The 26,257-nt window shown below is 56.3% G+C and carries 20 protein-coding genes, 1 tRNA gene and 1 pseudogene; 13 read left to right on the forward strand and 9 right to left on the reverse strand.

All coding sequences use genetic code 11. The features are described 5' to 3' along the window. The first annotated feature begins 110 nt into the window (after positions 1 to 110). The gene (locus tag EH206_RS22205; protein ID WP_040344214.1) at positions 111 to 1,301 is read left to right on the forward strand and encodes a BaiN/RdsA family NAD(P)/FAD-dependent oxidoreductase; all 1,191 of its coding nucleotides are present in this window, start codon (positions 111 to 113) and stop codon (positions 1,299 to 1,301) included. 95 nt (positions 1,302 to 1,396) lie between these two features. Here the strand turns inward: EH206_RS22205 and EH206_RS22210 are convergent, their stop codons facing one another. Further along, complete coding sequence (locus EH206_RS22210; RefSeq protein ID WP_232216555.1) at positions 1,397 to 1,876, reverse strand: Ail/Lom family outer membrane beta-barrel protein; 480 nt, start codon at positions 1,874 to 1,876, stop codon at positions 1,397 to 1,399. A 438-nt stretch (positions 1,877 to 2,314) separates the two neighbouring features. Next, positions 2,315 to 2,391: transfer RNA gene (locus tag EH206_RS22215), tRNA-Pro, on the reverse strand. Between the two features lie 120 nt (positions 2,392 to 2,511). On the opposite strand from EH206_RS22215, the pseudogene EH206_RS22220 reads away from it, so the two are divergent. Next, a pseudogene (locus EH206_RS22220) lies at positions 2,512 to 2,619 on the forward strand (transcriptional regulator UhpA); the annotation flags it as partial. A 115-nt stretch (positions 2,620 to 2,734) separates the two neighbouring features. On the opposite strand, the gene eptB reads toward EH206_RS22220, so the two are convergent. Both eptB and ligB read right to left on the reverse strand, forming a co-directional pair. Continuing rightward, positions 2,735 to 4,411 carry a kdo(2)-lipid A phosphoethanolamine 7''-transferase gene (gene eptB / locus EH206_RS22225; RefSeq protein ID WP_009115006.1) on the reverse strand — a complete coding sequence of 559 codons (1,677 nt, stop codon included), beginning with the start codon at positions 4,409 to 4,411 and terminating at the stop codon, positions 2,735 to 2,737. Between the two features lie 122 nt (positions 4,412 to 4,533). Further along, the gene (ligB, locus tag EH206_RS22230) at positions 4,534 to 6,249 is read right to left on the reverse strand and encodes an NAD-dependent DNA ligase LigB (RefSeq protein WP_009115007.1); all 1,716 of its coding nucleotides are present in this window, start codon (positions 6,247 to 6,249) and stop codon (positions 4,534 to 4,536) included. Between the two features lie 322 nt (positions 6,250 to 6,571). Between ligB and gmk the strand changes: the two genes are divergently transcribed. The 7 genes from gmk (at position 6,572) to EH206_RS22265 (ending at position 15,827) form a co-directional block, all read left to right on the forward strand. Next, positions 6,572 to 7,195, forward strand: a complete 624-nt coding sequence (gene gmk, locus EH206_RS22235) for a guanylate kinase (protein WP_009115008.1) — start codon at positions 6,572 to 6,574, stop codon at positions 7,193 to 7,195. Between the two features lie 54 nt (positions 7,196 to 7,249). Further along, positions 7,250 to 7,525: a DNA-directed RNA polymerase subunit omega gene (gene rpoZ / locus EH206_RS22240; RefSeq protein WP_009115009.1), complete on the forward strand. Its 276-nt coding sequence runs from the start codon at positions 7,250 to 7,252 to the stop codon at positions 7,523 to 7,525. 18 nt (positions 7,526 to 7,543) lie between these two features. After that, positions 7,544 to 9,643, forward strand: a complete 2,100-nt coding sequence (spoT, locus tag EH206_RS22245) for a bifunctional GTP diphosphokinase/guanosine-3',5'-bis pyrophosphate 3'-pyrophosphohydrolase (protein WP_009115010.1) — start codon at positions 7,544 to 7,546, stop codon at positions 9,641 to 9,643. Positions 9,644 to 9,648: 5 nt separating this feature from the next. Beyond that, the gene (gene trmH, locus EH206_RS22250) at positions 9,649 to 10,341 is read left to right on the forward strand and encodes a tRNA (guanosine(18)-2'-O)-methyltransferase TrmH (protein ID WP_009115011.1); all 693 of its coding nucleotides are present in this window, start codon (positions 9,649 to 9,651) and stop codon (positions 10,339 to 10,341) included. Continuing rightward, the gene (gene recG / locus EH206_RS22255; protein ID WP_009115012.1) at positions 10,341 to 12,422 is read left to right on the forward strand and encodes an ATP-dependent DNA helicase RecG; all 2,082 of its coding nucleotides are present in this window, start codon (positions 10,341 to 10,343) and stop codon (positions 12,420 to 12,422) included. The genes trmH and recG overlap by 1 nt, the downstream gene beginning before the upstream one ends. Before the next feature lie 158 nt (positions 12,423 to 12,580). Beyond that, the gene (locus tag EH206_RS22260; protein ID WP_009115013.1) at positions 12,581 to 13,972 is read left to right on the forward strand and encodes a nucleobase:cation symporter-2 family protein; all 1,392 of its coding nucleotides are present in this window, start codon (positions 12,581 to 12,583) and stop codon (positions 13,970 to 13,972) included. A 160-nt stretch (positions 13,973 to 14,132) separates the two neighbouring features. Continuing rightward, positions 14,133 to 15,827: an AsmA family protein gene (locus EH206_RS22265; RefSeq protein ID WP_009115014.1), complete on the forward strand. Its 1,695-nt coding sequence runs from the start codon at positions 14,133 to 14,135 to the stop codon at positions 15,825 to 15,827. 28 nt (positions 15,828 to 15,855) lie between these two features. Here EH206_RS22265 and fabY read toward each other — a convergent pair whose 3' ends face one another. From fabY to typA, 4 genes are all read right to left on the reverse strand, one after another. Then, positions 15,856 to 16,797, reverse strand: a complete 942-nt coding sequence (fabY, locus tag EH206_RS22270) for a fatty acid biosynthesis protein FabY (protein WP_009115015.1) — start codon at positions 16,795 to 16,797, stop codon at positions 15,856 to 15,858. A gap of 42 nt (positions 16,798 to 16,839) precedes the next feature. Continuing rightward, the gene (dtd, locus tag EH206_RS22275) at positions 16,840 to 17,277 is read right to left on the reverse strand and encodes a D-aminoacyl-tRNA deacylase (RefSeq protein WP_009115016.1); all 438 of its coding nucleotides are present in this window, start codon (positions 17,275 to 17,277) and stop codon (positions 16,840 to 16,842) included. 68 nt (positions 17,278 to 17,345) lie between these two features. Then, positions 17,346 to 17,954 carry a glucose-1-phosphatase gene (gene yihX, locus EH206_RS22280; RefSeq protein WP_009115017.1) on the reverse strand — a complete coding sequence of 203 codons (609 nt, stop codon included), beginning with the start codon at positions 17,952 to 17,954 and terminating at the stop codon, positions 17,346 to 17,348. A gap of 147 nt (positions 17,955 to 18,101) precedes the next feature. Next, positions 18,102 to 19,925 (reverse strand): ribosome-dependent GTPase TypA, encoded by a 1,824-nt coding sequence (gene typA, locus EH206_RS22285; RefSeq protein ID WP_009115018.1) that lies wholly within the window; start codon positions 19,923 to 19,925, stop codon positions 18,102 to 18,104. 368 nt (positions 19,926 to 20,293) lie between these two features. On the opposite strand from typA, the gene glnA reads away from it, so the two are divergent. From glnA to EH206_RS22305, 4 genes are all read left to right on the forward strand, one after another. Next, on the forward strand, positions 20,294 to 21,703 hold the full coding sequence (gene glnA / locus EH206_RS22290; protein WP_009115019.1) for a glutamate--ammonia ligase: 1,410 nt from the start codon (positions 20,294 to 20,296) through the stop codon (positions 21,701 to 21,703). Positions 21,704 to 21,909: 206 nt separating this feature from the next. After that, on the forward strand, positions 21,910 to 22,959 hold the full coding sequence (glnL, locus tag EH206_RS22295; RefSeq protein ID WP_009115020.1) for a nitrogen regulation protein NR(II): 1,050 nt from the start codon (positions 21,910 to 21,912) through the stop codon (positions 22,957 to 22,959). A gap of 8 nt (positions 22,960 to 22,967) precedes the next feature. Beyond that, the gene (glnG, locus tag EH206_RS22300; protein WP_009115021.1) at positions 22,968 to 24,380 is read left to right on the forward strand and encodes a nitrogen regulation protein NR(I); all 1,413 of its coding nucleotides are present in this window, start codon (positions 22,968 to 22,970) and stop codon (positions 24,378 to 24,380) included. Between the two features lie 136 nt (positions 24,381 to 24,516). Further along, a complete protein-coding gene (locus EH206_RS22305; RefSeq protein ID WP_009115022.1) occupies positions 24,517 to 24,639 on the forward strand; it encodes a YshB family small membrane protein in 123 nt (40 codons plus the stop codon). A gap of 81 nt (positions 24,640 to 24,720) precedes the next feature. Here EH206_RS22305 and hemN read toward each other — a convergent pair whose 3' ends face one another. Then, positions 24,721 to 26,094, reverse strand: coding sequence for an oxygen-independent coproporphyrinogen III oxidase (gene hemN / locus EH206_RS22310; protein ID WP_009115023.1), 1,374 nt, complete (start codon positions 26,092 to 26,094; stop codon positions 24,721 to 24,723). Positions 26,095 to 26,257 lie beyond the last annotated feature (163 nt).

Raw genomic sequence — 26,257 nt, forward strand, 5'->3', positions numbered from 1 at the left:
ATTGTTACGCTGGCATCCGGCGGAAACGGACACTACAATTTGCCGCCCGCAGGTTGCAGGCATTCATAGCTGGATAGCCACGCCCAGAACCCATAACCGGAGAGATCATGGTGGAACAGTTTGACGTTGTCATTATCGGCGCCGGCGCGGCGGGGTTGTTCTGTGCCGCGCAGGCGGGGCAGCGGGGATTGCGCGTTCTGCTGCTCGACAACGGCAAAAAGCCCGGGCGTAAAATTCTGATGTCCGGCGGCGGGCGCTGCAACTTTACCAATCTGTACGTCGAACCCGCGGCTTATCTTTCCCAGAATCCCCACTTCTGTAAATCCGCCCTGGCGCGCTATACCCAGTGGGACTTTATCAGCCTGGTGAATAGCCACCATATCGCCTACCACGAAAAAACCCTCGGCCAGCTATTTTGCGATGACTCGGCCCAGCAGATCGTCGATATGCTGCTCAAGGAGTGCGAGCGGGCCGACGTCGCGCTACGTTTGCGCAGTGAAGTGGCGGCGGTGGAAAAAACGGGCGATACGTTCATATTGCAATTGGCCAACGGCGCGGCGCTGCATAGCCCGGCGCTGGTGATTGCCAGCGGCGGCCTGTCCATGCCGGGCCTGGGAGCGACGCCGTTCGGTTATCAAATCGCCCGGCAATTCGGGTTAAACGTCTTGCCGACGCGTGCCGCGCTGGTGCCTTTTACCCTGCATAAACCGTTGCTGGAACACCTGCAGACGCTATCCGGCGTCTCCGTACCGGCGGTGATAACCGCGGAAAATGGCGTGACGTTCCGGGAAAACATCCTGTTTACCCATCGGGGGCTTTCCGGTCCTGCGGTGCTTCAGCTCTCCAGCTATTGGCAGGCGGGCGAGTGGGTAACCATTAATTTGCTGCCTAATCAGGATATGGCGGCGCTGATTAATGATGAACGGCTGGCTCATCCCAATCAAAGCCTGAAAAATACCCTGTCGCAATGGCTCCCCAAACGGCTGGTCGAATGTCTGCAAACGCTTGGGCAATTGCCGGATGTCACGCTGAAACAGCTGAACGCCGCCCGGCAATTACAAATCGAGAAAAACATCAGCCAATGGCGGGTGCAGCCCAACGGCACGGAAGGCTACCGGACGGCGGAAGTCACGTTGGGCGGCGTGGATACCCGGGAGCTGTCGTCAAAAACCATGGAAGCCAATAAAGTACCGGGCCTCTATTTTATCGGGGAAGTGGTCGATGTCACCGGCTGGCTCGGCGGCTACAATTTTCAGTGGGCCTGGAGTTCGGCCTGGGCCTGCGCCCAGGCGCTGCCATGACGACGGCAACCGATCGCTGGAGAGCATTACGAGGCGTAGTGCGGGAGATAACCGACAGGCCGGAAAGCCCGCCGGTTAATCGATGAGGCGGCCAATCAGAAGCGGTAACCTACCCCAACGTTGAAAGCATCGATACGGGAGTCGTATATTTTTGTCCCCTCGTAACCGACATCAATCACCCAGTTTTCAACAGGGGCGATTTGCACACCCACGCCGTAGGCAAATTTGGATTTCTTTTCGCTGCCGGATTCACTATAAAATGGCTCGGAGTATTTCCAGTCCACTTTACCGTAGCCAATCCCCGCCAGACCATAGATGCTCACGATATCGTTAAAACGGTAAGACGGCCCTACCAGCAGGGAGTAATATTTGGCCTTATCACGCTCGTGGGAATCAAACTCCCGATCGTAAAAGTCCTCTTTCGCCCCCATATAGGTGAAAGAACCAATAATACCGAGAGCGGAATCACCCTGATAATGGTACTTGGCGGTAACACCTTTCAGATCTTTGAAACCATCAACATTCGCCTGCGCATAGCCTAACGAGACCGTCTGCGCCGCGTGAGCGGCAGACATTCCCATAACGCAGGCAACCAGGGTAGAAAGCAACAGTGGCGTTTTTTTTCTTTGTTAGGCCGTGGGGATTTTGGTGTGATACAAATTTAAGTATCCAACATTGCGCATACCAGGGCGACTCATCAGAAAGGAGTTGGTTAGCCCACGGCCAAATCTCGGTAGCAAGAAACGCGGCATGGTGGATTTCTGTAATTTTGATTGATGGTGTCGATATCAATCTGTGTTGTCCGGGTATTGGTGGTACATGCTCCCGGCGCATGGTCAGAGGGGTGTTATATGGCGAGGCATAACTAAGCGTATAACTAAACTTCCCGGCTGTAAACGGGGTACACCGATAGATAACAGGCAATAAAAAACCCGCCAATCCAGTCAGGATGCGGGTTTCTTGGTACTTTCCGGCTGTATCCGTCTATTCCTGACGCTTACCGAAAGTCGATTTGGTCGGTGAGAGAGGATTCGAACCTCCGACCCCTTCGTCCCGAACGAAGTGCGCTACCAGGCTGCGCCACTCACCGAGTGCGGGCGCATATTACTGCTACCCTATTAAGGCGTCAATCCCTTTTTAGAAAAAGGATTATGGCTGTTGGTAAAGTATTCAATGCCGAACATGCGGGTGGTCGGCGAGTTTGGTTCCGGCCGCGAAGCGCGCCGTGGCGACGGGCGGCCGCTACCTCACGCCGGACGTGGCGCTGAAACTGGCGTCCTCCAGGCAGGATCCTATGACCCGCCGCGAAAAACAGGTTCGCCGACAAAGAACAGCGTAATCCGTCATGCCCGCAGGCGAGGCATATCTTGTAATCCGAGAGGCCGTAACCTGCCTACTACCGCAGGTGACGGCCTCTTTGTGCGTAACTCTGGTTAACTTCCCTTGTGGCACCAGTTGTTTTTCGGGTTGATGCCGCCGTCCGGCGAGGTATAGCCAATGCATCCCAGGATGGTGTCGAACAGCTCTTCGTGGCGGTGCGTTTTACCTATCCGCTGTTGCGCCTTGAGCCGATCGAAGGCGTTAAGATTATTGGGGTCGGCCAGGAATGTATCCGATGCCCAGACTATCATCGGCGATCGGAACTGCTCCGGCGGCGCCATATGGCGCGGCGTACCATGCAGGTGATGGTTATCATCGATGGATTCACCATGATCGGAGGCATAAAAGACCAGCGCTTTTTTATCCCGCACCTGATTAATCACGTTATCGATAAAGCTGTCGGTATACAGCACGCTGTTATCAAACGCGTTAATCAGCTGCTCGCGGGAACAGGAGGCGTCCACCCCCATGCATTCCGGCTGATAGCGGGCATAACTGCGGGGATAACGCATCGAATAGAGATAATGGGACCCCTTGGTATGCAGCACAATCAGATGCTTGCCGCGTGGGTAACGTTCCAGCGATTCCTTAACTTCATCCACCAGCAGCATGTCGTCCACCGACTTGCCGTCGTTGCTTTTTTCCGACGCAATCATTTCGCGAAAAGAGTAGTTGTCAGCTTCGATACTGTTATAGAACCAAACCTCGCTCTGCATCGCGAACAGCTCGGACGTAAACCCCAGCTCCTTGAGTACCGCAAAGATATTTTGCTCCTTCAGCGTACGTTGAGGGTTGTCTTCCGTACCGCCTTCGCGCACAAACATGCAGCGCATGGAAAGCTTGGTCGAGGTATCGCAGGAGTGACCGCGGAAGGCGACCAGATTTTTTTCTTTCGACAGTCTGGGCGTGGTGTCGCGCTCATACCCCAACAGCCCCATATGATCCCAACGGGTGGTTTCACCGATGATAAAGACCACGTAGGTGTCATCAATCCCTTTGGGCGGGACATAGGTAAAGTGCTTGCCGGGATCGAACAAATTCGTCGAGTCCAGGCTTTCGTCATATTTCGTGTAGGCGAACAGCCCCAGCGCGGAAAGCCAGTTTGACGGCAAGTAGGAATGCGCCACCACGCCGCCATAGCTGGGTAAATCAACGTTGGAAAATTTTTCAGAGACCGACTGGGCTCGGTCCATATAGCGGATCGGCAACCACACCAGCGCGATGACGGCCAGTAAAATCAGCACCGGCGACAGGCGCTTTCCCGGCGATTTCAGCTGTTCAATCAAGGTATGGCGTAATTCGTTTTTCCAAATCAGCAACAAGGGCAATGCGCTGACCGCCAGCATCCACAGAATAAAATGGAGGCCGATAACTTCTTTGGAAAGGTCAATGTCCGTGGTCATGACGGCGGCAATAATGCCGTAGCCGATAACTACATTGTAAAAGCTCATGTAATAACTGGCGGCGACGGAAATAAGGACCAGCAGCGAAGCCACGATGCGATAAAAATAGCGCCCGCCCAGCGAAATAATGCGCATAAGAAAAAAGGTAGACAATATACAGGCGGCCAGTTCAATCATCGCCGGGAGAAATTTTGATATTTGCGTGCCCGTGACGATGGAAAAAGAATCAAACCGTCGATAAAAGACCGAAAGATTAAGGAAAAAACCGATATATATTGCCAAGACTAACGATAACTTAGGCTGTGAAAACGTGGGACCAAACTTCATCGCGTCAAATGCTCCGACAAAACTTATTTATTATCCGAAGCTGTAGGACAACGTCATAATGGGGGAGTTCAGTACCGCAGCGCGCGTTTTGCCTGTGTCGGTATAACGACAAAGCCGTTACACTACCGCTTAGCGGCGCCCCTTATATTTTTTATTCCCTCGTTACCCAGCCAGGCAATAAGCTCAACCACCGCCGGATGATGCAAAAAAGCCATGATCTCTTCAGCCCGCTTGGCGCCTATCCCCGGAAACTGCCGCCACTGCAACGCGCTAAGCTGTTGCAACTGCGGCCAGCTTATATCCTCCAGCACATTCCCGGCCGAGCGCGGCAAGGGAAGACCCAGCGCCATCAGCCAACGCGCCAAAGGCTGCTGACGAGCCTGCTGTAAATTGTCATAAAGGTTATTGGCCTGCTTGATGCCAACCCCCTTCACGTCCTGTATCTGTTCCCTACTCAGCGCCAACCATGACGCCACGTCACGCAATACGCCCTGTTGCGTCAAGCGGCGCCACATCCCCTCGCTGACGCCTTTAAGATTCAGCCCGTGCTCGCCGCTGAGCCAGGTCAGCCGTGCAACCATCTGTTGCCGACAGGCAAGGCTGTATTGAAAGCAACTGAGAGAATGAAAATCACCCTCCGGCGGCGGAATGACCGCGGCGCGTTCTGCAACCCGCCACACCACCTTGTCCAGCCGGGGGATACCCTGCCCGGCCAGACTGATGGCGATCTGATCGCCGGGCAGGACATCCCATTGCCGCCAGCGCGATAGCGACCCCACGTTGACCCGGCGCACCGTCTTGTCATCCAGCCGCAGCGGGTTGAGCCTCAGCACCACGCTAATCCTGCCGGTACGGCCGATGGCAAAATCAACGCCGTTAACCTCCGCCACCTGCCGCACCGGCGGATATTTCCAGGCAATGGCCCAGTCGGCCGGAGTATTTCGCCAATAGCGCCCCTGCGGTTCTTTATCCTGACGGATCACCACGCCGTCGGTGACAAAGGGCAAGGGATGGCGAAACCAGCGCTCCCGCCAGCGTTCGGCCTCCTCCAGCGAGGAGATGCGATGCGTATAATCGGCCGTCATGGCGAACCCCATCGTCCGTAATCCCTCAAGGCGCTCGGGCAGCGCGGCCGGGCCGTCTGGCCACTCCCAGATAAAAACGCCGATGCGCGGCAAAACGGATGAAGACTGACGGCGGCGCATCTCCCCGGCAACCGCCGCCCGGGCATTGATTCCGCCTTGCAGATCCTGCCGATGGCCGGCCACCTTAAGGAACAGCTCCCCCTGTAGCACCAGCGTGGCGGGCGCCCCGCTCAGTTCGTTGGGGATATCCGCAATATTCAGGACTTTTTGCGTCCAGTCCTCTCCTCGCCAGCCGTTGCCCCGGCTGATTGCCGACGCCAGTTTTCCCTGTTGATACACCAGCGTTACCGCCACGCCGTCAATTTTGGGCTGGATCCAGACATCCTGATGCTGTTTTATCCATCGTGACAGTTGCCCGCGGTCGGATAGCTTTTTCAGGCCGGTATGCGCCACCGGATGCGCCTGTTTGCCGCTGTCCGGCAGGCGAATGGAAAAACCCGGCCCGGCTGGGTGAAAACAACGCCGCCAGTGCTCCAGCCGGCCGCGCAGTTGGTCGTAAACCTCATCCTCCACCGCACTGGTTCCCGCCTGATAATAAGCGTCATCCCATTGCTCCAGTTGCTGGCGCAGCATCAGCATCTCTTTTTCGGCTCGGCCGACCGACCAGTCAGGACAAACGGGCGCGGCGCTTAACGGCCCGCCGGCCACCCCCGCCAATATTACGCTGACCAACCGTGTGAACCAGCAATTCATATGACCTCCCCCCTGAGTGCGAACCGCGCACGGCAAGTACAGCGCGGTCGCCGACGTAAGACGAGGGAGAAAAACCAACAATGCAAAACGCCCCGCAAAGTTTTTGGCCGTTTTTCATCGGTATCAAAAACCACCGGAATCGGTTGCGCAAAGCGTCAGGAAAAGGTTGGCAGCGGGCGTTTCTGGTGGCATAAGGGTAGAACATTCTGCGATGCCGCTTATCACCGCGCGACTGATGGCATATTGCCGTGTATAATGTGAGGAAATGCACGTCTTGCTGCATCCATATCAATAATTAATTGCAATTAATAAAACTCCAATTATGGCCCAAGGCACGTTATATATCGTTTCCGCTCCCAGTGGGGCTGGAAAATCAAGTTTGATTCAGGCGCTATTTAAAACGCAGCCGCTTTATGACACCCAGGTATCGATTTCCCATACCACACGGGCCAGACGACCGGGGGAAAACCACGGCGAACACTACTTCTTCGTCCCGGTTGATGAATTCAAACGGATGATCCGGGAAAATGAATTTCTGGAATATGCGGAAGTTTTCGGCAATTACTACGGCACGTCCCGGCTGGCCATCGAGCAGACGCTGGCGTCCGGCGTGGATGTTTTTCTGGATATCGACTGGCAGGGCGCTCAGCAAATCCGCAGCCAGATGCCGCAGGCGCGCAGCATTTTTATTTTGCCGCCGTCAAAGGAAGAGCTGGCGCGCCGCCTGCGCGGCCGCGGTCAGGACAGCGAGGAAGTCATAGCCCGCCGTATGGCGCAGGCCGTGGCCGAGATGACACACTACGCAGAATATGATTATTTGATTGTTAATGACGATTTCGATTTGGCGTTGCTCGATCTGAAAACCATTATTCGCGCTGAACGTCTGCATTTAAGCAGGCAAAAAGTACGGCATGACGCATTAATCACCAAACTATTGGCAGACTGACGGCTCTTTCAGTATGATGCCCAGTCATTTTATTTCCCTGTGGAGTAGCACATTATGGCACGCGTAACTGTTCAAGACGCTGTAGAGAAAATTGGTAATCGTTTTGACCTGGTGTTGGTCGCTGCTCGTCGCGCCCGCCAGATCCAGACCGGCGGTAAAGATCCGCTGGTTCCTGAAGAGAACGACAAATACACGGTGATCGCCCTGCGGGAAATCGAAGAAGGCCTGATCAACGCCCAGATCCTGGACGTTCGTGACCGCCAGGAGCAGCAAGAGCAGGAAGCCGCGGAAATTCAGGCGGTTACCGCGATTGCTGAAGGCCGCCGTTAATCAGACCACGAGTCGCCCTTGTATCTTTTTGAAAGCCTTAATCTGCTGATTCAACGTTATCTGCCGGAAGAGCAGATTAAACGTTTACGGCAGGCTTATCTTGTCGCGCGTGATGCCCACGAGGGGCAGACTCGCTCCAGCGGCGAACCCTATATCACTCATCCGGTTGCCGTCGCCTGTATTCTGGCCGAGATGCGTCTCGACTATGAAACGCTGATGGCCGCGCTGCTGCACGACGTGATAGAGGATACGCCCGCCACCTATCAGGACATGGAGCAGCTTTTCGGCAAGAGCGTCGCCGAACTGGTGGAAGGCGTTTCCAAGCTGGACAAGCTGAAGTTCCGCGACAAGAAAGAGGCGCAGGCGGAAAACTTCCGCAAAATGATCATGGCGATGGTGCAGGATATCCGCGTCATTCTGATCAAACTGGCCGACCGTACCCACAATATGCGCACGCTGGGTTCGCTACGTCCGGACAAGCGCCGCCGCATCGCCCGCGAAACGCTGGAAATATACAGCCCGCTGGCGCATCGGCTGGGTATTCACCACCTCAAGACCGAGCTGGAAGAGCTGGGTTTTGAAGCGCTCTACCCCAACCGTTACCGCGTCATCAAAGAAGTGGTCAAGGCCGCCCGCGGTAATCGCAAAGAGATGATCCAGAAAATCCTCGCCGAGATTGAAGGACGTCTGACCGAAGCGGGGATCGCCTGCCGGGTAAGCGGCCGCGAAAAGCATCTCTACTCCATCTACTGCAAAATGCACCTCAAAGAGCAGCGTTTCCATTCCATTATGGATATTTACGCCTTTCGGGTGATCGTCAAGGAGCTGGATACCTGTTATCGCGTGTTGGGCCAGGTGCACAGTCTGTACAAGCCGCGTCCGGGCCGGGTAAAAGACTATATCGCCATTCCCAAGGCCAACGGCTATCAGTCGCTGCATACGTCGCTGATTGGTCCGCATGGCGTGCCGGTGGAAGTGCAGATCCGCACCGATGATATGGACCAGATGGCGGAAATGGGCGTGGCCGCGCACTGGGCCTATAAAGAAGGCGAAAGCAGCACCACCGCTCAGGTTCGCGCCCAGCGCTGGATGCAAAGCCTGCTGGAATTGCAGCAGAGCGCCGGCAGCTCGTTCGAATTTATCGAAAGCGTTAAGTCCGACCTGTTTCCGGACGAAATGTACGTTTTCACGCCGGAAGGGCGCATTGTGGAGTTGCCGGCCGGCGCCACGCCGGTGGACTTCGCCTACGCCGTGCATACCGATATCGGCCACGCCTGCGTCGGCGCCAGAGTCGACCGCCAGCCCTATCCGCTATCGCAGTCGCTGACCAGCGGACAGACCGTGGAGATCATTACCGCGCCGGGCGCCAGACCGAACGCCGCCTGGCTGAACTTTGTGGTCAGTTCCCGAGCGCGCGCCAAAATCCGCCAGATGCTGAAGAACCTCAAGCGCGACGACTCCGTCAGCCTGGGCCGGCGGTTGCTGAATCATGCGCTGGGCAGCGGCCGCAAACTGTCGGATATCCCGCCCAAGAATATTCAGCTTGAGCTGGACAGAATGAAGCTCGCCACGCTGGACGATCTGATGGCGGAAATCGGACTGGGCAACGCCATGAGCGTGGTGGTGGCGAAAAACCTGCTCAATGAACAATCCCAGTTGGATAACACCGGGCCGCGCAAACTGCCGATTAAAGGCGCCGACGGCGTGATGGTCTCGTTTGCCAAATGCTGCCGCCCCATTCCGGGCGATCCGATTATCGCTCACGTCAGTCCCGGTAAGGGTCTGGTTATCCACCACGAATCCTGCCGCAATATTCGCGGTTACCAGAAAGAGCCGGAGAAGTTTATGGCGGTGGAATGGGATAAGGTGACCGAGCAGGAGTTTATCGCCGAAATCAAGGTGGATATGTTCAACCACCAGGGCGCGCTGGCCAATCTGGCGGCCGCCATCAATACCGCCAATTCAAATATCCAGAGTATCAATACGGAAGAAAGGGACGGCCGCGTATACAGCGCCTTTATCCGTCTCACCACGCTCGACCGCGTTCATCTGGCGAACGTTATGCGCAAAATCCGTGTAATGCCGGATGTAATAAAAGTTAACCGTAACCGAAACTGACCGCTATGACACCGCAACGCTACGCGCGTATCAGAGAGATGCTCAGCTGCCGCCAGCCCGATCTGACCGTCTGCATGGAGCAGGTGCATAAGCCGCACAACGTGTCCGCCGTTATTCGCACCGCCGATGCGGTAGGCGTCCATCGGATCCATGCCGTCTGGCCCGGCAGCAGAATGAAAACGCTGGCGTCTTCCGCGGCCGGCAGCAATAGCTGGGTGCAGGTTAAAACGCACCGCACCATCCATGACGCGGTCGGCCACCTGAAAACGCAGGGCATGCAGATTCTGGCCACCCATCTTTCCCCGCAGTCCGTCGATTTCCGCGAAATTGATTACACCCGCCCGACCTGCATTTTGCTGGGGCAGGAAAAAACCGGCATCAGCAAAGAGGCCTTACGGCTGGCCGATCGGGATATCATCATTCCGATGACCGGCATGGTGCAGTCGCTGAATGTCTCCGTCGCCTGCGCCTTGATTCTGTATGAAGCGCAGCGCCAACGGCAGATGGCGGGCATGTATCAGCGCCAAGAGAGCCCGCTGGACGACGCGGAACAGCAGCGGCTGCTGTTTGAAGGCGGCTACCCGGTACTGGCGCGCGTCGCCAAACGTAAAGGTTTACCCCGCCCTTATATCGACGGCAGCGGTCAGATCGTCGCCGATAGCGCCTGGTGGGCGTCAATGCAATCCTCGGAGTGCTGATGAGAGGCCGCCTGCTGAATACCCAACCGCTGAGCACGCTTGCCGGCGTGGGTGCCAGTCAGGCGGCCAAACTGGCCCGCCTCGGGCTGGAAACCGTGCAGGATTTATTGCTGCACCTGCCGTCGCGCTACGAAGATCGCACCCGGCTGTACGCCATCGGGGATCTTCTTCCCGGCATGTACGCCACGGTGGAAGGCGAGGTATTGCACCACGACGTCACCTTCGGCCGGCGCCGCATGCTGACCTGCCAAATCAGCGACGGCAGCGGCCTGCTGACCATGCGCTTTTTCAATTTCAACGCCGCGATGAAGAACAGTCTGGCGCCGGGCCAGCGGGTCACTGCCTATGGCGAAATTAAACGCGGCAAAATCGGCGCGGAAATCATCCACCCGGAATACCGCATCCAGGGCGATACCCCGCAAATAGAACCGCAGGAAACCCTGACGCCGGTTTATCCCGCCACCGAAGGCGTGCGCCAGGCAACCCTGCGCAAGCTCACCGACCAGGCGCTGGCGCTGCTGGACGCCAATCCTATCGATGAACTGCTGCCGGAAGAGCTGGGGCGTTCGCTTATCAGCCTGCCCGAAGCCCTGCATATCCTGCACCGGCCGCCGCCCGACGTTCAGCTCGGCGAGCTGGAGCAGGGTAAGCACCCGGCGCAGCAGCGGCTGATTATGGAAGAGCTGCTGGCGCATAATTTAAGCATGCTGGCGGTGCGCGCCGGCGCGCAAAGCTACCGCGCCCTGCCGTTAGCGGCCAATGACGCCCTGAAACGGCGTTTGCTGTCGGCGCTGCCTTTCTCGCCGACGCGGGCGCAGCAGCGGGTTGCGGGTGAAATTGAAGCCGATATGGCCAAAAATTTCCCCATGATGCGCCTGGTGCAGGGAGACGTCGGCTCAGGAAAAACGCTGGTCGCCGCGCTGGCGGCGCTGCGGGCGATCGCCAACGGCAAACAGGTGGCGCTGATGGCGCCGACGGAGCTGCTGGCGGAACAGCATGCGCATAATTTTCGCCAGTGGTTTGAACCGCTGGGTATCGCAGTCGGCTGGCTGGCCGGCAAGCAGAAAGGAAAAGCGCGGGAGGCGCAGCAGGACGCCATCGCCGGCGGCCGGGTAGCGATGGTGGTCGGCACCCACGCCATCTTCCAGCAGCAGGTAAAATTCAACGGGCTGGCGCTGGTGATTATTGACGAACAGCACCGCTTCGGCGTGCATCAGCGTCTGGCGCTGTGGGAAAAAGGCGAAGAGCAGGGATTTCACCCGCACCAGCTGATTATGACCGCCACCCCCATCCCGCGCACGCTGGCGATGACCGCCTACGCCGATCTGGATACCTCGGTGATCGACGAACTGCCGCCGGGCAGAACGCCGGTCACCACCGTCGCCATCCCGGACTCGCGCCGCAATGACGTCATCCAACGGGTCGACAACGCCTGCCGGCAGGAAGGTCGGCAGGCCTATTGGGTGTGTACGCTGATTGAAGAGTCCGATCTGCTGGAAGCACAGGCCGCCGAAGCGACCTGTCAGGAGCTGCAAGCGGCGCTGCCCGACATCAGCGTCGGATTAGTCCATGGGCGGATGAAGGCGCAGGAAAAACAAGCCGTCATGCAGGCGTTTAAACAGGGCGATCTGCAACTGCTGGTGGCGACAACGGTGATTGAAGTGGGGGTCGACGTGCCGAACGCCAGCCTGATGATTATCGAAAACCCCGAACGGCTGGGGCTGGCGCAGCTTCACCAGCTGCGCGGACGAGTGGGACGCGGCGCGGTGGCCTCTCACTGCGTACTGCTTTATAAAACGCCGCTCAGCAAAACGGCGCAAAAACGGCTTCAGGTACTGCGCGACAGCAACGACGGTTTTGTTATCGCCCAGCGCGATTTGGAAATCCGCGGACCGGGCGAGCTATTGGGAACGCGCCAGACGGGCAATGCGGAATTCAAAGTCGCCGATCTCCTGCGCGATCAGGCGCTGATCCCTCAGGTACAGCGCGTTGCCCGCCATCTCCACCAACGTTATCCCGACCATGCCAAGGCGTTGATTGAACGCTGGCTGCCGGAGCGCACCCGCTATACCAATGCCTGACGATGGGGTCCTGAGCGCCAAATCCGGCCCGTGATCGCTTTGAATCATCCGTTGCCGCCAACCAGACAATTTCATATCGGCGGCGCATTTAGCAAACGTTTGCTTTTGCAAAAGAGATGATTACAATGCCCTCTTTGTCGTTTCAGGAACGCCATATTATGACCGACGCCACCACGGAAACCCCGCAAACAGAGATACCCGCCGCGCCCAAGCGCAGTGAATTAATCTATCGTCTGGAAGACAGGCCGCCGCTGGCGCAAACCCTGTTTGCCGCCAGCCAGCATCTGCTGGCGATGTTTGTCGCGGTGATCACCCCCGCGCTATTGATCTGCCAGGCGCTGGGTTTACCGGCGCAAGATACGCAACATATCATCAGCATGTCGCTGTTTGCCTCCGGCCTGGCCTCTATTCTGCAAATCAAAACCTGGGGACCGGTGGGGTCGGGGCTGCTGTCCATTCAGGGCACCAGCTTTAACTTCGTCACGCCGTTGATCATGGGCGGTCTGGCGCTGAAAAACGGCGGCGCGGACGTTCCCACCATGATGGCGGCGCTGTTCGGCACCTTGATGGTCGCCTCCTTTACCGAAATCATCCTGTCGCGCTTTCTGCATCTGGCCCGCCGGATTATCACGCCGCTGGTATCGGGGATTGTGGTGATGATCATCGGCCTGTCGCTGATTCAGGTCGGCCTGACCTCCATCGGCGGCGGCTATGCGGCGATGAACAACAACACCTTCGGCGCGCCGAAAAACCTGTTGCTGGCCGGCATCGTGCTGTTGGTTATTATCCTGCTTAACCGCCAGCGCAACCCATACCTGCGCGTGGCCTCCCTGGTGATCGCCATGGCGGTCGGCTATCTCGGCGCCTGGCTGATGGATATGCTGCCGGGCGGCGCCCCGACCGAACAGGACACCTTCATCATGGTGCCGACGCCGCTCTATTACGGTCTGGGCTTTGACTGGAATCTGTTGATCCCGCTGATGCTGGTGTTTATGGTGACGTCGCTGGAAACCATCGGCGATATCACCGCGACCTCCGACGTATCGGAGCAGCCGGTCAGCGGGCCGCTGTATATGAAACGGCTGAAAGGCGGCGTGCTGGCCAACGGCCTGAACTCCTGTCTGTCCGCCGTATTCAATACCTTTCCCAACTCCTGTTTCGGGCAGAATAACGGCGTTATCCAGCTTACCGGCGTCGCCAGCCGCTACGTCGGCTTTGTGGTGGCGCTGATGCTGATTGTTCTGGGGCTGTTCCCGGCGGTCAGCGGCTTTGTGCAGCATATTCCGGAGCCGGTGCTGGGCGGCGCCACCATCGTTATGTTCGGCACCATCGCCGCCTCCGGCGTGCGCATCGTGTCGCGTGAACCGCTGAACCGGCGCGCCATCATGATTATCGCGCTCTCGCTGGCCGTGGGGCTGGGCGTTTCGCAGCAACCGCTGATTCTGCAATTTGCGCCGGACTGGATGAAAACCCTGCTCTCTTCCGGCATCGCCGCCGGCGGTATTACGGCGATTGTGCTGAATCTGGTTTTCCCCCACGACGAAAAATAATTTGTATCCGCGTCAATAATTTCTGTTAACCGTTGATAAAAGCGACCGACGATGCAACACCGGTCGCTTTTTACTGTCTGTAACTGCATTATCTGTTGAGCCTTAAAGGTAATTGCGGCATAAAAACAGTTATCCCTGACGACAGGCATGGACTGACACGATGAGATTTATCGGGAAATTATTGTTGACCCTACTGCTGCTGGCATTGTTGGCGCTGGTAATATTATACGTATTACTGCAAACCGGCTGGGCTTCAGCGCGCATCGGCAATTGGGTAAATCAAAACACGGACTATCAGGTCTCCCTGGGGAAAATCGACCATAGCTGGTCCAGGCCCGCTCGTATTGTGCTGCAAGACGTCATCTTTGGTTATAAAAACCAGCCGCCGACGCTCACCGCCAAACAGGTTTCCACCGGGCTGAGCGCGCGTCAGATAACCGAGCCGCGCCATTTCGCCAGCCTGGAGCTGGAAGGCGGTACGCTGAATCTGTCGCCGACCGCGGCATCCCTGCCAATCGAAGCGGACGTATTGCAACTGCGCACCATGGCGATTCAGGCGCAGGACGACGACTGGCATTTAAACGGTCAACAGGTCAACGGCGGCATTATGCCCTGGCGGCCTGAAGCGGGGCGCCTGTTAGGCAAGCAGGGGAATTTCCAACTCAGCGCCCGTTCGTTGCGGCTTAATGATATCCCCGCCAGCCAGGTGCTGGTGCAGGGCAAAATCAATCAGAATCAGCTCACCCTGGGCAACTTCGGCGCGGACGTGGCGCAAGGCCAGTTAACCGGCAACGCCAGCCGGGCGGAAGACGGGAGCTGGCAAATCGACAACCTGCGTCTCAGCAAGGCGCGTTTGCAAACGCCAAGAACCATCCGGGAATTCTGGCAACCTATCACCGCTTTGCCCGCCGTCGCCGTTTCCCGTTTTGATTTGATTGATGCCCGTATCGAAGGGCCGGGATGGGCATTTATCGATCTCGACGTTACGCTGCGCAACGTCACCTTCAAACAGGACGACTGGCAAAGCGATGACGGTGAACTGTCGTTCAACGCCACCGATATCGTTAACGGCAATATGCATCTCATCGACCCTATCGTTAATCTGGCGCTCTCTCCCGACGGGGTTGAAATCAAACAGTTCACCACCCGCTGGGAAGGCGGTTTGTTGCGCACCGACGGCAACTGGCACCGCAGTAATCGCCGTTTGCAGCTGGACGAATTCGTCGTCGCGGGCATGGAGTACACCTTACCTGGCGACTGGCGTCAGCGCTGGCAAACCACGCTGCCGGACTGGCTGGCGGAAGTGGCGGTGAAAAAATTCACCGCCAACCGTAATTTGCTGATTGATATCAATCCGGATTTCCCTTTTCAGCTTACCGCGCTGGACGGATACGGCAGCGACCTGCTGCTGGCCCGCAATCATCAGTGGGGCGTGTGGGCCGGTTCGCTGAACCTGAACGCCAGCGATGCGACCTTCAATAAAGTCGATGTCCGCCGGCCGTCGCTGGCATTAACGGCCGACGACCGCCAGATCTCGCTTACCGACCTTAGCGCCTTTACGCAAAACGGTCTGCTGGAGGCCAAAGCGACGATCGATCAACGCCCTGCCAGGGAATTTTCGCTTACGCTGAGCGGGCGCTCCGTTCCGGCGGATATTTTAACCCGCTGGGGATGGCCCGCTCAGGCAGCGGCTTCGGCAGACAACGCCAATCTACAGCTACAGCTGAACGGGCAACTCGCCGTCGGTACGCCGTTGAAACCGACGCTAAACGGCTTATTGCAGGGCGTCGGCGGCGACGGGCAGCCAATCAGGCAGCAGATACATCAAGGCACCGTAACGGAAACGCCGCAGTAAACCGACCGTATCAGGTGACGGGCCGCCGTCACCTGATTTCGGAGCCGCCCTGCTCCAGCGGCGCTTTCGGCGCGGCGGGCAATACCATATAGACGCCCTCGAACAGCGCGCCTTTTTTATCGTCGCCGTACAGCTCCACATTTAACTGCACCCTGGCTTTCCGTCCCCGCGCCAGGCGATCCAAATCCCCGCTCAACGAGCCGAGATCGGCAATGGCGCTCGGCCTGCCCCTTACCGGCGTACTGTAACGAATATGCGCGTCGGCCAGAATAATGGTTCCGCCCAAATGTCTTTCACGCAGCAGCAGCCAGATCAATCCCCAGCCGGTCAGGGTGGCGAGAGAAAACATGCTGCCGGCGAATAACGTATGATGGGGGTTCTGGTTGCCGGTTTCCGGCATGGTGGTGATAAATTTCTGGCCGGTATACTGGCTTATCCGCACGCCCATTTTTTCACTGAGCGGAATGCGATTATACCAGGCCTGCTGCAACTGCCCGCACCAGTCGGGGCGGTGCAGAATATCATCCAGCGTCTCCACCGGCTTGATCATCAAAAAATGGCGTATCGGCGTGGTTTGCGGCGCGGAGATTTCCCCCTGATTCATAAAACCGAGCTTGGCGAAAAAGCCCACCGTATCCTCGCGGGCGCTACAGACGACGCGCTTTACCCCTTCCTGACGCGCCACCGACTCCAGCGTCATCGCCAGCAGCGTTCCCAGCCCTTTTCCCCGTACGTCGGGGTGAACGGCCAGAAACCGGATGGCCGCTTCGTTGTCGGCATTAATGGACAGCCGGCCGATCGCCACCAGCCGCCCCTGTTCGTCCACCACCGTCTGATGATGCGCCAGTGCGTCGTAGGCGTCACGCTCCGAGCCCAGCGGCTGGTGCAGCGGTTTACGCAGCATCTCCCAACGGAATTGATAGTACGCATCAAGTTCTTCTGCGCTTTCAGGTACTCTCAGGTGATACATAAACATGCCTCATAAAAAAAGAGTGGCCGGCCGTTGCCGCCTTTACACTTGCAGCCAGAACGTCACCGGCCCGTCATTAACCAATGCAACCTGCATATCCGCCGCAAAACGCCCGGTTTCGGTGTGCATATCCCGTTCGCGGCACTGCCCGACGAAATAGTGATACAGGCGTTCGGCCTCCGCGGGGTGCGCGCCGCGGGAAAAACCGGGCCGCATGCCTTTCTGCGTATCCGCCGCCAGCGTAAATTGCGATACCACCAGTACGCTGCCGCCCGCCTGGCGCACATTGAGGTTCATTTTGCCATTATCATCGCTGAATATCCGATAACCCAGCACCCGCTGGCAAAGCCGCGTCGCTTTTTGTTCATCATCCCCTTGCTCAACCCCCAGCAACACCAGCAATCCGCTGCCGATCTTCCCGACGACGCTATCTTCCACCGTCACGCTGGCGCTGGAAACTCGCTGAATTAACGCGATCATTGAACGTTACCGCTCCCGTTTTCACTATTCTGGAAGGATTTACCGCAGCAGCGCGCCATAAACCCAGGTTACTCGCTGGTCACCGCCAGCGAGGCAAAATAATCCGGCACCGCCTGACGATCGGTCACCAAAATGCTGTGGATGCCCAATGCCTGCGCCGCGGCGATATTCGCGGGATTATCATCAAAGAAGACGGCTTGATCGGCCGTCGCGCCTTCCTGCGTCAGGACATGGCGGTAGATGGCCACTTCAGGCTTACGCAAACCGATATCCTGAGAGAGATAAAGACGATCGGCGGCCTGTTCCACCTCCGGAAACAGTACCGGCCAATGCGCGCAATGCAGGCGGTTGGTGTTGGAAAGGATCACCACCCGATGCCCTTCTTGACGCAGCCGCCGCATGATATCGATGACTTCAGGACGCAAGGAGACGAAAATGGCCTGCCATCCCGCGGAAAACTGTTCAAAACTCAGAGAGATGCCCATTTCATGGCATAACCGTTCGGCAAAGGCTTCATCGGTGATTTCGCCACGCTCATGCTGTTCAAAGGTTTCGCCCATCACAAAACGCTCTTTCAGCGTTGCCAGCGGCGCGCTGCTCAGCTTGCTCCAGACGCCCAGCACCCGGTTGAAATCGATATCAATAACGACATTACCCAAATCGAAGATATAAAGCATGGCACCTTCCTTCTGATGTAACCGCAGGGTTTTCACTGTAGCGGGAAATGGTAAAACTGAACAGCGCGGGAGATCAAAGCGTGGAATATCAGAAAAAACGCAGGGCGCCCGAAGGCGCCCTGTTATAGGATAAAACTCACTGAAAAATCAGCTGTCTTTACTACCGCGGTTGGCGCGCTTACGATCGTTTTCCGTCAGATGGCGTTTGCGCAAACGAACGGACAACGGCGTTACTTCAACCAGTTCGTCGTCATCGATAAACTCCAGCGCCTGTTCCAGAGACATCTTGATTGCCGGAACCAGCGTGGTTGCTTCATCCGTACCAGAGGCTCGCATGTTGGTCAGTTTCTTACCGGTCAGACAGTTCACCGTCAGGTCGTTAGAACGCGAGTGAATACCGATGATCTGGCCTTCATACACTTCCGCGCCGTGACCCAGGAACAGTTTGCCGCGGTCCTGCAGGCCGAACAGCGCAAACGCCACCGCTTTACCCTGACCGTTGGAAATCAGCACGCCGTTCTGACGCTGGCCGATATCACCCGGACGCACGTCATCGTAGTGGCTGAAAGTGGAGTACAGCAGACCGGTGCCGGAGGTCATGGTCATAAACTCGGTACGGAAACCGATCAGACCACGGGCAGGGATCAGATAATCCAGACGGATACGGCCTTTGCCATCCGGGATCATGTCCTTAACATCACCTTTGCGCTCGCCCATGGCTTGCATAACGGCGCCCTGATGCTGCTCTTCGATATCCAGCGTCACGTTTTCAAACGGTTCCTGGTTGCGGCCGTCGATAACGCGGTTGATAACCTTCGGACGCGATACCGCGAGCTCAAACCCTTCACGGCGCATGTTTTCAATCAGCACCGACAGGTGCAGCTCGCCACGGCCGGACACGCGGAACGCATCCGCATCTTCGGTCTCTTCCACGCGCAGCGCCACGTTGTGAACCAGCTCTTTATTCAGACGCTCAAGGATCTGACGAGAGGTCACATACTTCCCTTCTTTACCGCAGAACGGCGAGGTATTGACGCAGAAGAACATGGTTACCGTCGGTTCGTCCACGCTCAGCGCCGGCAGCGCTTCAACCGCGGCGGGATCGCAGATGGTGTCGGAAATATTCAGTTCGCCCAGGCCGGTGATGGCAATGATATCGCCCGCTTCCGCCAGGGTGGCTTCGATACGTTCCAGCCCCATATGGCCCAGGACCTTACCGACTTTACCGTTGCGGGTTTTCCCTTCGCTGTCGATAACCGTAACCTGCTGGTTAGGTTTAACCACGCCGCGTTTGATGCGGCCGATGCCGATAACGCCGACATAGTTGTTGTAGTCCAGCTGGGAGATTTGCATCTGCAACGGACCGTCACGATCGACTTTCGGTGATTCAACGTGTTCGACGATGGCTTCAAACAGCGGCGTCATGTCGTCGGCCATGTCGTTATGATCCAGACCGGCGATACCGTTTAACGCGGAAGCATAAACGATAGGGAAATCGAGTTGCTCGTCGGTTGCATCCAGGTTTACGAACAGGTCGAACACCTGATCGACCACCCAGTCGGGACGCGCGCCAGGGCGGTCAACCTTGTTGATAACCACAATCGGCTTCAGACCGTTAGCGAATGCTTTTTTGGTCACGAAACGAGTCTGCGGCATCGGGCCATCCATCGCATCAACAACCAACAGCACCGAGTCAACCATCGACATTACACGCTCAACCTCGCCGCCGAAGTCGGCGTGTCCCGGGGTATCCACGATGTTGATGCGGTAGTCTTTCCAATTAATGGCGGTATTTTTGGCGAGGATGGTAATTCCACGCTCTTTCTCCAAATCGTTGGAGTCCATTACACGTTCGGTTGCTTCAGTGCGTTCTCCGAAAGTTCCGGATTGTTGCAACAACTTATCGACCAGGGTGGTTTTCCCATGGTCAACGTGCGCAATAATGGCGATGTTACGCAAATTTTCGATCACAGCTTTGCCTCAGGCATTTAGAAATAGCGCGCTATTGTACACGTATTAATCGAGGGACTAAACAAGATCACAAGCATCTATGATAAACAACCTGATGCTGCTTACTTTGTGATCCCTTTCACGGTGCAAAAACGCTACAAGCGCCCACCAATGCACCATACTAGTGCATATAATTACCAATAAAGCACCAATTTGGTGCTATCAGCTATAATGGTGCAGCGCGTCTTGACGGGAAACCCCCAAAGGGCAACACATTGCACTAATTTAAAAAGTTGGCACACTTTTAGCTTTAGTCTACTCACAGCAATAACATCAATCCACAACGATATTCGTTCCACGACGATAAATGACAACCGGGAGAAGCAAGTATGTCCGCAGAACACGTTTTGACGCTGCTGAAAGAACATGAAGTGAAGTTCGTTGATTTACGCTTCACTGATACCAAAGGCAAAGAACAGCACGTCACCATTCCGGCTCATCAAGTTGACGCCGACTTCTTTGAAGAAGGTAAAATGTTTGACGGTTCCTCAATTGGCGGCTGGAAAGGCATTAACGAATCCGACATGGTATTGATGCCGGACTCCAGCACCGCGGTCCTGGATCCTTTCTACGAAGAAAGCACGCTGATCATCCGCTGCGACATTCTGGAACCGGGCACCATGCAGGGTTACGACCGCGATCCGCGTTCCATCTCCAAACGCGCTGAAGATTTCCTGCGTTCTTCCGGTATCGCCGATACCGTACTGTTTGGGCCGGAACCTGAATTCTTCCTGTTTGACGACGTTCGCTTCGGCAGCAGCATCTCCGGCTCTCATGTCACCATTGATGACATCGAAGGCGCCTGGAACTCCAACAAAGAATACGAAGGCGGCAACAAAGGCCACCGTCCGGCGGTCAAAGGCGGTTACTTCCCGGTTCCTCCGGTCGATTCATCGCAGGACATCCGTTCCACCATGTGTCTGACCATGGAAGAAATGGGCCTGGTTGTTGAAGCGCATCACCACGAAGTAGCCACCGCCGGTCAGAACGAAGTGGCAACCCGCTTCAACTCCATGACCAAAAAAGCCGACGAAATCCAGATTTACAAATACGTCGTTCATAACGTCGCGCATGCTTTCGGCAAAACCGCAACGTTCATGCCGAAACCCATGTTCGGCGACAACGGTTCCGGCATGCACTGTCATATGTCGCTGTCCAAGGACGGCGCAAACCTGTTCTCCGGCGACAAATACGGCGGTCTGTCTGAAACCGCGCTGTTCTACATCGGCGGCATCATCAAACACGCTAAAGCCATCAATGCGCTGGCCAACCCGACCACCAACTCTTACAAACGTCTGGTCCCAGGCTACGAAGCGCCGGTTATGCTGGCCTACTCGGCACGTAACCGCTCCGCCTCAATCCGTATTCCGGTCGTTGCCAGCCCGAAAGCGCGCCGTATTGAAGTGCGCTTCCCGGATCCGGCCGCCAACCCGTACCTGGCGTTCTCCGCGCTGCTGATGGCCGGTCTGGACGGCATCATCAACAAGATCCATCCTGGCGATGCGATGGATAAGAATCTGTACGATCTGCCGCCGGAAGAAGCGAGTGAAATCCCAACCGTTGCCGGTTCTCTGGAAGAAGCGCTGAACGCGCTGGATGCCGATCGCGAGTTCCTGACCCGCGGCGGCGTATTCACCGACGACACCATTGATGCCTATATCGAACTGCGTAAAGCGGAAAATGACCGCGTGCGTATGACGCCGCATCCGGTTGAGTTCGAACTGTACTACAGCGTTTAATCGCCACAGCGATTAGCCGTACGGTAAAACGGCAACCCAATCGTGCTGATGCTTGGGTTGCCGTCAGGCAGGTAAAATTTTTTGTTGCCGTGGAAACTTTTCAGCCCATCTTTAGGATGGGCTTTTTTCTCCACCGGTTCTGGAGTTGCGGCATCACATCCACCATCTACACTACTATGCACCAATAGGGTGCAGGAGTCTGCGTTATGGCAACAGGCACGCTGCCCGATGCTGGGCAGATCCTAAATTCTTTAATAAACAGTATCTTGTTATTAGATAACGATCTGGCTATCCATTATTCCAATCCGGCGGCACAACAACTACTGGCGCAAAGCTCGCGTAAACTGTCCGGTACGCCGCTGCCGGAGTTGCTGGGATATTTTTCTCTGAATATAGATTTGATGCGTGAGAGTCTGGATTCAGGGCAAGGTTTTACAGATAACGAAGTCACGATTGTTGTCGACGGCAAAGCGCACATCATGTCGCTTACCGCCCAACGGATACAAAATAACTTCATTCTGCTGGAAATGGCGCCGATGGATAACCAGCGCCGCCTGAGTCAGGAACAGCTCCAGCATGCGCAACAGCAGGCCGCCCGCGATCTGGTCAGGGGGTTGGCTCACGAGATCAAGAATCCGCTTGGCGGGTTGCGCGGCGCAGCGCAGCTGCTCTCCAAGGCATTGCCCGATCCGGCGCTGACCGAATACACCAAAGTCATCATCGAACAGGCGGATCGCCTGCGTAATCTGGTGGATCGCCTGCTCGGCCCGCAGCAACCGGGACTGCATGTCACGCAAAGCATTCATCAGGTGGCGGAACGGGTATGCAAACTCGTTTCATTAGAAAAACCCGACAACGTGACGCTGGTAAAAGATTACGATCCCAGTCTGCCGGAGCTGACGCATGACCCGGACCAGATTGAGCAGGTACTGCTGAATATCACCCGTAACTCGTTGCAGGCTTTGGGTGAAGCGGGCGGCACCATCACCGTGCGCACCCGCACCGCCTTTCAGCTCACCCTGCACGGCGTACGTTATCGTCTTGCCGCACGCGTCGATATTGAAGACGACGGCCCCGGCATTCCCGCTCAACTACAGGATACGCTGTTTTACCCGATGGTAAGCGGACGCGAAGGCGGCACCGGTCTGGGATTGTCGATTGCCCGCAACCTTATCGATCAGCACTCCGGTAAAATTGAATTTAACAGTTGGCCGGGTCATACCGAATTCTCGGTTTACCTGCCCATTCGCCAGTGAGGTTCACAATGCAACGAGGGATAGTCTGGATTGTCGATGACGATAGCTCCATCCGTTGGGTGCTCGAACGCGCGCTCACTGGTGCAGGCCTGACCTGCGCCACATTTGATAACGGAAATCAGGTTCTGCACGCGCTGACGACGCAAACGCCGGACGTACTGTTATCCGATATCCGCATGCCGGGAATGGATGGACTGGCGTTATTGCAGCAAATAAAACAGCGGCATCCGATGCTGCCGGTCATCATTATGACCGCGCATTCCGATCTTGATGCGGCGGTCAGCGCCTATCAACAGGGGGCTTTTGATTATTTACCCAAGCCGTTCGATATTGATGAGGCGGTGGCGTTGGTTGAGCGCGCCATCAGCCATTATCAGGAGCAACAGCAACCCGTTCGCAGCCAGCCGATCAACGGCCCGACAACGGATATCATCGGCGAAGCGCCGGCGATGCAGGATGTATTCCGCATTATCGGCCGCCTTTCCCGCTCTTCCATTAGCGTACTGATTAACGGAGAATCCGGTACCGGTAAAGAACTGGTGGCCCATGCGCTGCATCGCCACAGCCCGCGGTCCAAGGCGCCGTTTATCGCCTTGAACATGGCGGCGATCCCCAAAGATTTAATTGAGTCGGAACTGTTTGGCCATGAGAAAGGCGCGTTTACCGGCGCCAATCAAATCCGCCAGGGACGGTTTGAACAGGCTGACGGCGGGACGCTGTTTCTTGATGAAATCGGCGATATGCCGCTTGACGTTCAGACGCGTTTACTGCGCGTGCTGGCTGACGGTCAGTTTTATCGGGTTGGCGGCTACGCGGCGGTTAAAGTCGATGTGCGGATTATCGCGGCCACGCATCAGAATCTTGAGCTACGGGTACAGGAAGGCAAGTTCCGCGAAGACCTCTTCCACCGGTTGAACGTTATTCGCGTTCATTTGCCCCCGCTGCGTGAACGCCGTGAAGATATTCCTCGCTTGGCGCGCTATTTTTTACAGGCCACGGCAAAGGAGTTGGGCGTTGAGCCTAAAAACCTGCATCCGGAAACGGAAGCGGCGCTTACCCGCCTGCCCTGGGCGGGCAACGTGCGTCAGTTAGAGAATACCTGTCGCTGGTTGACCGTTATGGCCGCTGGGCAGGAGCTGTTGATCCAGGATTTGCCTCCCGAACTGTTTGAAACCACCGCTCCCGATTCCACGGTACAAATGCTGCCGGACAGTTGGGCGACACTGTTGGCCCAGTGGGCGGACAGAGCGCTGCGTTCCGGTCATCAAAACCTGCTGGCGGAAGCCCAGCCGGAGATGGAAAGAACCTTGCTCACCACGGCCTTGCGCCATACTCAGGGTCATAAGCAGGAAGCCGCCCGTTTGCTGGGCTGGGGACGCAATACCCTGACCCGCAAGCTGAAAGAACTGGGCATGGAATAGCCAATGTTGCGTAGCGAGCGCTTAACGGGACGGAAGAGGATAAAAATACAATCTGGCGCACGAAATTGTCACTAATTTGTCCTTTACTTGCCCCGAGTCAGCAGTATGATCGTGTCGCTGATTCGGGAGGAGTACTATGCTGGATTCATTAATTTCCGTGGCGACGCACGGCGCTGAAATAAGCACGGCGGCGAGTCACTCGCCGCAGGCTGCTATCGCCGCCGTGCTGTGCGCCGCACTGATTAACTTCTTTAGTTAATGTTCGGATCATATTCGTGGTCTGAAATGATGGCTTAACGTTTCATCGAAAAAACAGCCGCAGACAGCGGCTGTTTTTTTATCAAATAACACGGGAAAATTGCTGCGTTCCCATTTTACTACGCAGGTAAACGTCGAAGCACATACAGATATTGCGGATCAGCAAACGCCCTTTCGGCGTTACCGTAATCCCGGATTCGCCTATCTCCACCAGGCCATCGGCGGCCAAAGGCGCCAGCTGTTGCAAATCCTGAGAGAAATACGATTTAAAATCAATCTGATAGTCATCCTCAATCGCCGCATAGGTCAATTGGAAATTACAAATCAGCGTCTTGATAACGTCGCGTCGAATGCAGTCATCCTGCGTCAGCGGCAACCCCCGCCACAGTGCATTTCCCGTTTCCCTGATCTGGGCATAATAGCGTTTCAGCTCTTTTTGATTCTGAGCATAACTATCGCCGATCATACTAATCGCCGATACGCCCATGCCCAGCAGATCGCTATCGCCCTGGGTGGTATAGCCCTGGAAATTACGGTGTAATTTCCCGGCGCGCTGGGCAAGGGCAAGCTCATCATCGGGACGGGCGAAGTGATCCATGCCGATAAACTGGTAGCCGGCCGTCGTCAGGGCGCTGATGGTGTGCTGCAGTATTTGCAGCTTTTGCTCCGCGTCCGGTAAATCGGCTTCTTTGATTTTCCGCTGAGCCGCAAACAGGCTGGGCAAATGCGCGTAGTTAAAAACGCTGAGGCGATGGGGGCTCAATTCAGCGACGCGTTGCAGGGTAAAGGCGAAGCTCTCCGGCGTCTGTTTCGGCAAACCATAAATCAGATCAATATTGGTTGAGGTAAATCCCAGCGACTTGGCGCGCGCAATCAGCGCGAAGATAAAATCTTCGTCCTGTTCGCGATTCACCAGCTTTTGCACTTCCTTATTAAAATCCTGCACCCCCATGCTGAGGCGATTAAATCCCTCGGCATGCAGGTGATCGAGAACATCCAGTTCGATTTCCCGCGGATCGACTTCCAGCGACATCTCGGCCCGCTGCGCAAAATAAAATTGCTCACGCAGCAGCGCCATCAGCCGGCTGATCTGCGCCTTATCAAGATAGGTTGGCGTACCGCCGCCCCAGTGCATCTGGGTCACCGTACGTCCGGCAAACAGCGGAGCCCGCTGACGAATTTCCAGCTCCAGCACATCCAGATACTCATCCGCCTTATGCTGCTGTCGCGTGACCTGCTTATTGCAGCCGCAGAAGTAGCACAGCCGATGGCAAAACGGAATGTGGATATATAACGACAGCGAACGCTGCGGGTAACGCGCAATAGCCCGCCGAAAAGCGGACTCATCATAACCTTCGCTGAATTCCAGCGCGGTGGGATAAGAGGTGTAACGCGGCCCGGAATAGTTATATTTTTGAATCAGGGCCAAATCCCAGTCAACAGCCTGCTCAGGCATTATGCTCACTCCTCCCGCTATTTTTTATTCGTCTCATCCCTGAGACTCACCTTTGAGGTTAGAAAACGCTCCCGCCGCTTTTTGCCGCTCCACGTCATCGGCATCCGTCGCCGGTTAAAAGCGGCACGATGCAGGCGGGCCTTACGTTGCGACAGCAGCCATA

This window comes from Brenneria nigrifluens DSM 30175 = ATCC 13028, from assembly GCF_005484965.1.
GTDB classification, from domain to species: Bacteria; Pseudomonadota; Gammaproteobacteria; order Enterobacterales; family Enterobacteriaceae; genus Brenneria; species Brenneria nigrifluens.

Excerpts from the sequence above, each read along its gene's own strand:
- fabY (WP_009115015.1), bottom strand. The coding sequence starts at position 16,797 with ATGTATCACCTGAGAGTACCTGAAAGCGCAGAAGAACTTGATGCGTAC.
- glnL (WP_009115020.1), top strand. The coding sequence starts at position 21,910 with ATGGCAACAGGCACGCTGCCCGATGCTGGGCAGATCCTAAATTCTTTA.
- EH206_RS22305 (WP_009115022.1), top strand. The coding sequence starts at position 24,517 with ATGCTGGATTCATTAATTTCCGTGGCGACGCACGGCGCTGAAATAAGC.
- trmH (WP_009115011.1), top strand. The coding sequence starts at position 9,649 with ATGACACCGCAACGCTACGCGCGTATCAGAGAGATGCTCAGCTGCCGC.
- recG (WP_009115012.1), top strand. The coding sequence starts at position 10,341 with ATGAGAGGCCGCCTGCTGAATACCCAACCGCTGAGCACGCTTGCCGGC.
- gmk (WP_009115008.1), top strand. The coding sequence starts at position 6,572 with ATGGCCCAAGGCACGTTATATATCGTTTCCGCTCCCAGTGGGGCTGGA.
- rpoZ (WP_009115009.1), top strand. The coding sequence starts at position 7,250 with ATGGCACGCGTAACTGTTCAAGACGCTGTAGAGAAAATTGGTAATCGT.
- glnG (WP_009115021.1), top strand. The coding sequence starts at position 22,968 with ATGCAACGAGGGATAGTCTGGATTGTCGATGACGATAGCTCCATCCGT.
- eptB (WP_009115006.1), bottom strand. The coding sequence starts at position 4,411 with ATGAAGTTTGGTCCCACGTTTTCACAGCCTAAGTTATCGTTAGTCTTG.
- yihX (WP_009115017.1), bottom strand. The coding sequence starts at position 17,954 with ATGCTTTATATCTTCGATTTGGGTAATGTCGTTATTGATATCGATTTC.
- ligB (WP_009115007.1), bottom strand. The coding sequence starts at position 6,249 with ATGAATTGCTGGTTCACACGGTTGGTCAGCGTAATATTGGCGGGGGTG.
- EH206_RS22265 (WP_009115014.1), top strand. The coding sequence starts at position 14,133 with ATGAGATTTATCGGGAAATTATTGTTGACCCTACTGCTGCTGGCATTG.
- dtd (WP_009115016.1), bottom strand. The coding sequence starts at position 17,277 with ATGATCGCGTTAATTCAGCGAGTTTCCAGCGCCAGCGTGACGGTGGAA.
- EH206_RS22260 (WP_009115013.1), top strand. The coding sequence starts at position 12,581 with ATGACCGACGCCACCACGGAAACCCCGCAAACAGAGATACCCGCCGCG.
- EH206_RS22210 (WP_232216555.1), bottom strand. The coding sequence starts at position 1,876 with ATGTCTGCCGCTCACGCGGCGCAGACGGTCTCGTTAGGCTATGCGCAG.
- glnA (WP_009115019.1), top strand. The coding sequence starts at position 20,294 with ATGTCCGCAGAACACGTTTTGACGCTGCTGAAAGAACATGAAGTGAAG.
- hemN (WP_009115023.1), bottom strand. The coding sequence starts at position 26,094 with ATGCCTGAGCAGGCTGTTGACTGGGATTTGGCCCTGATTCAAAAATAT.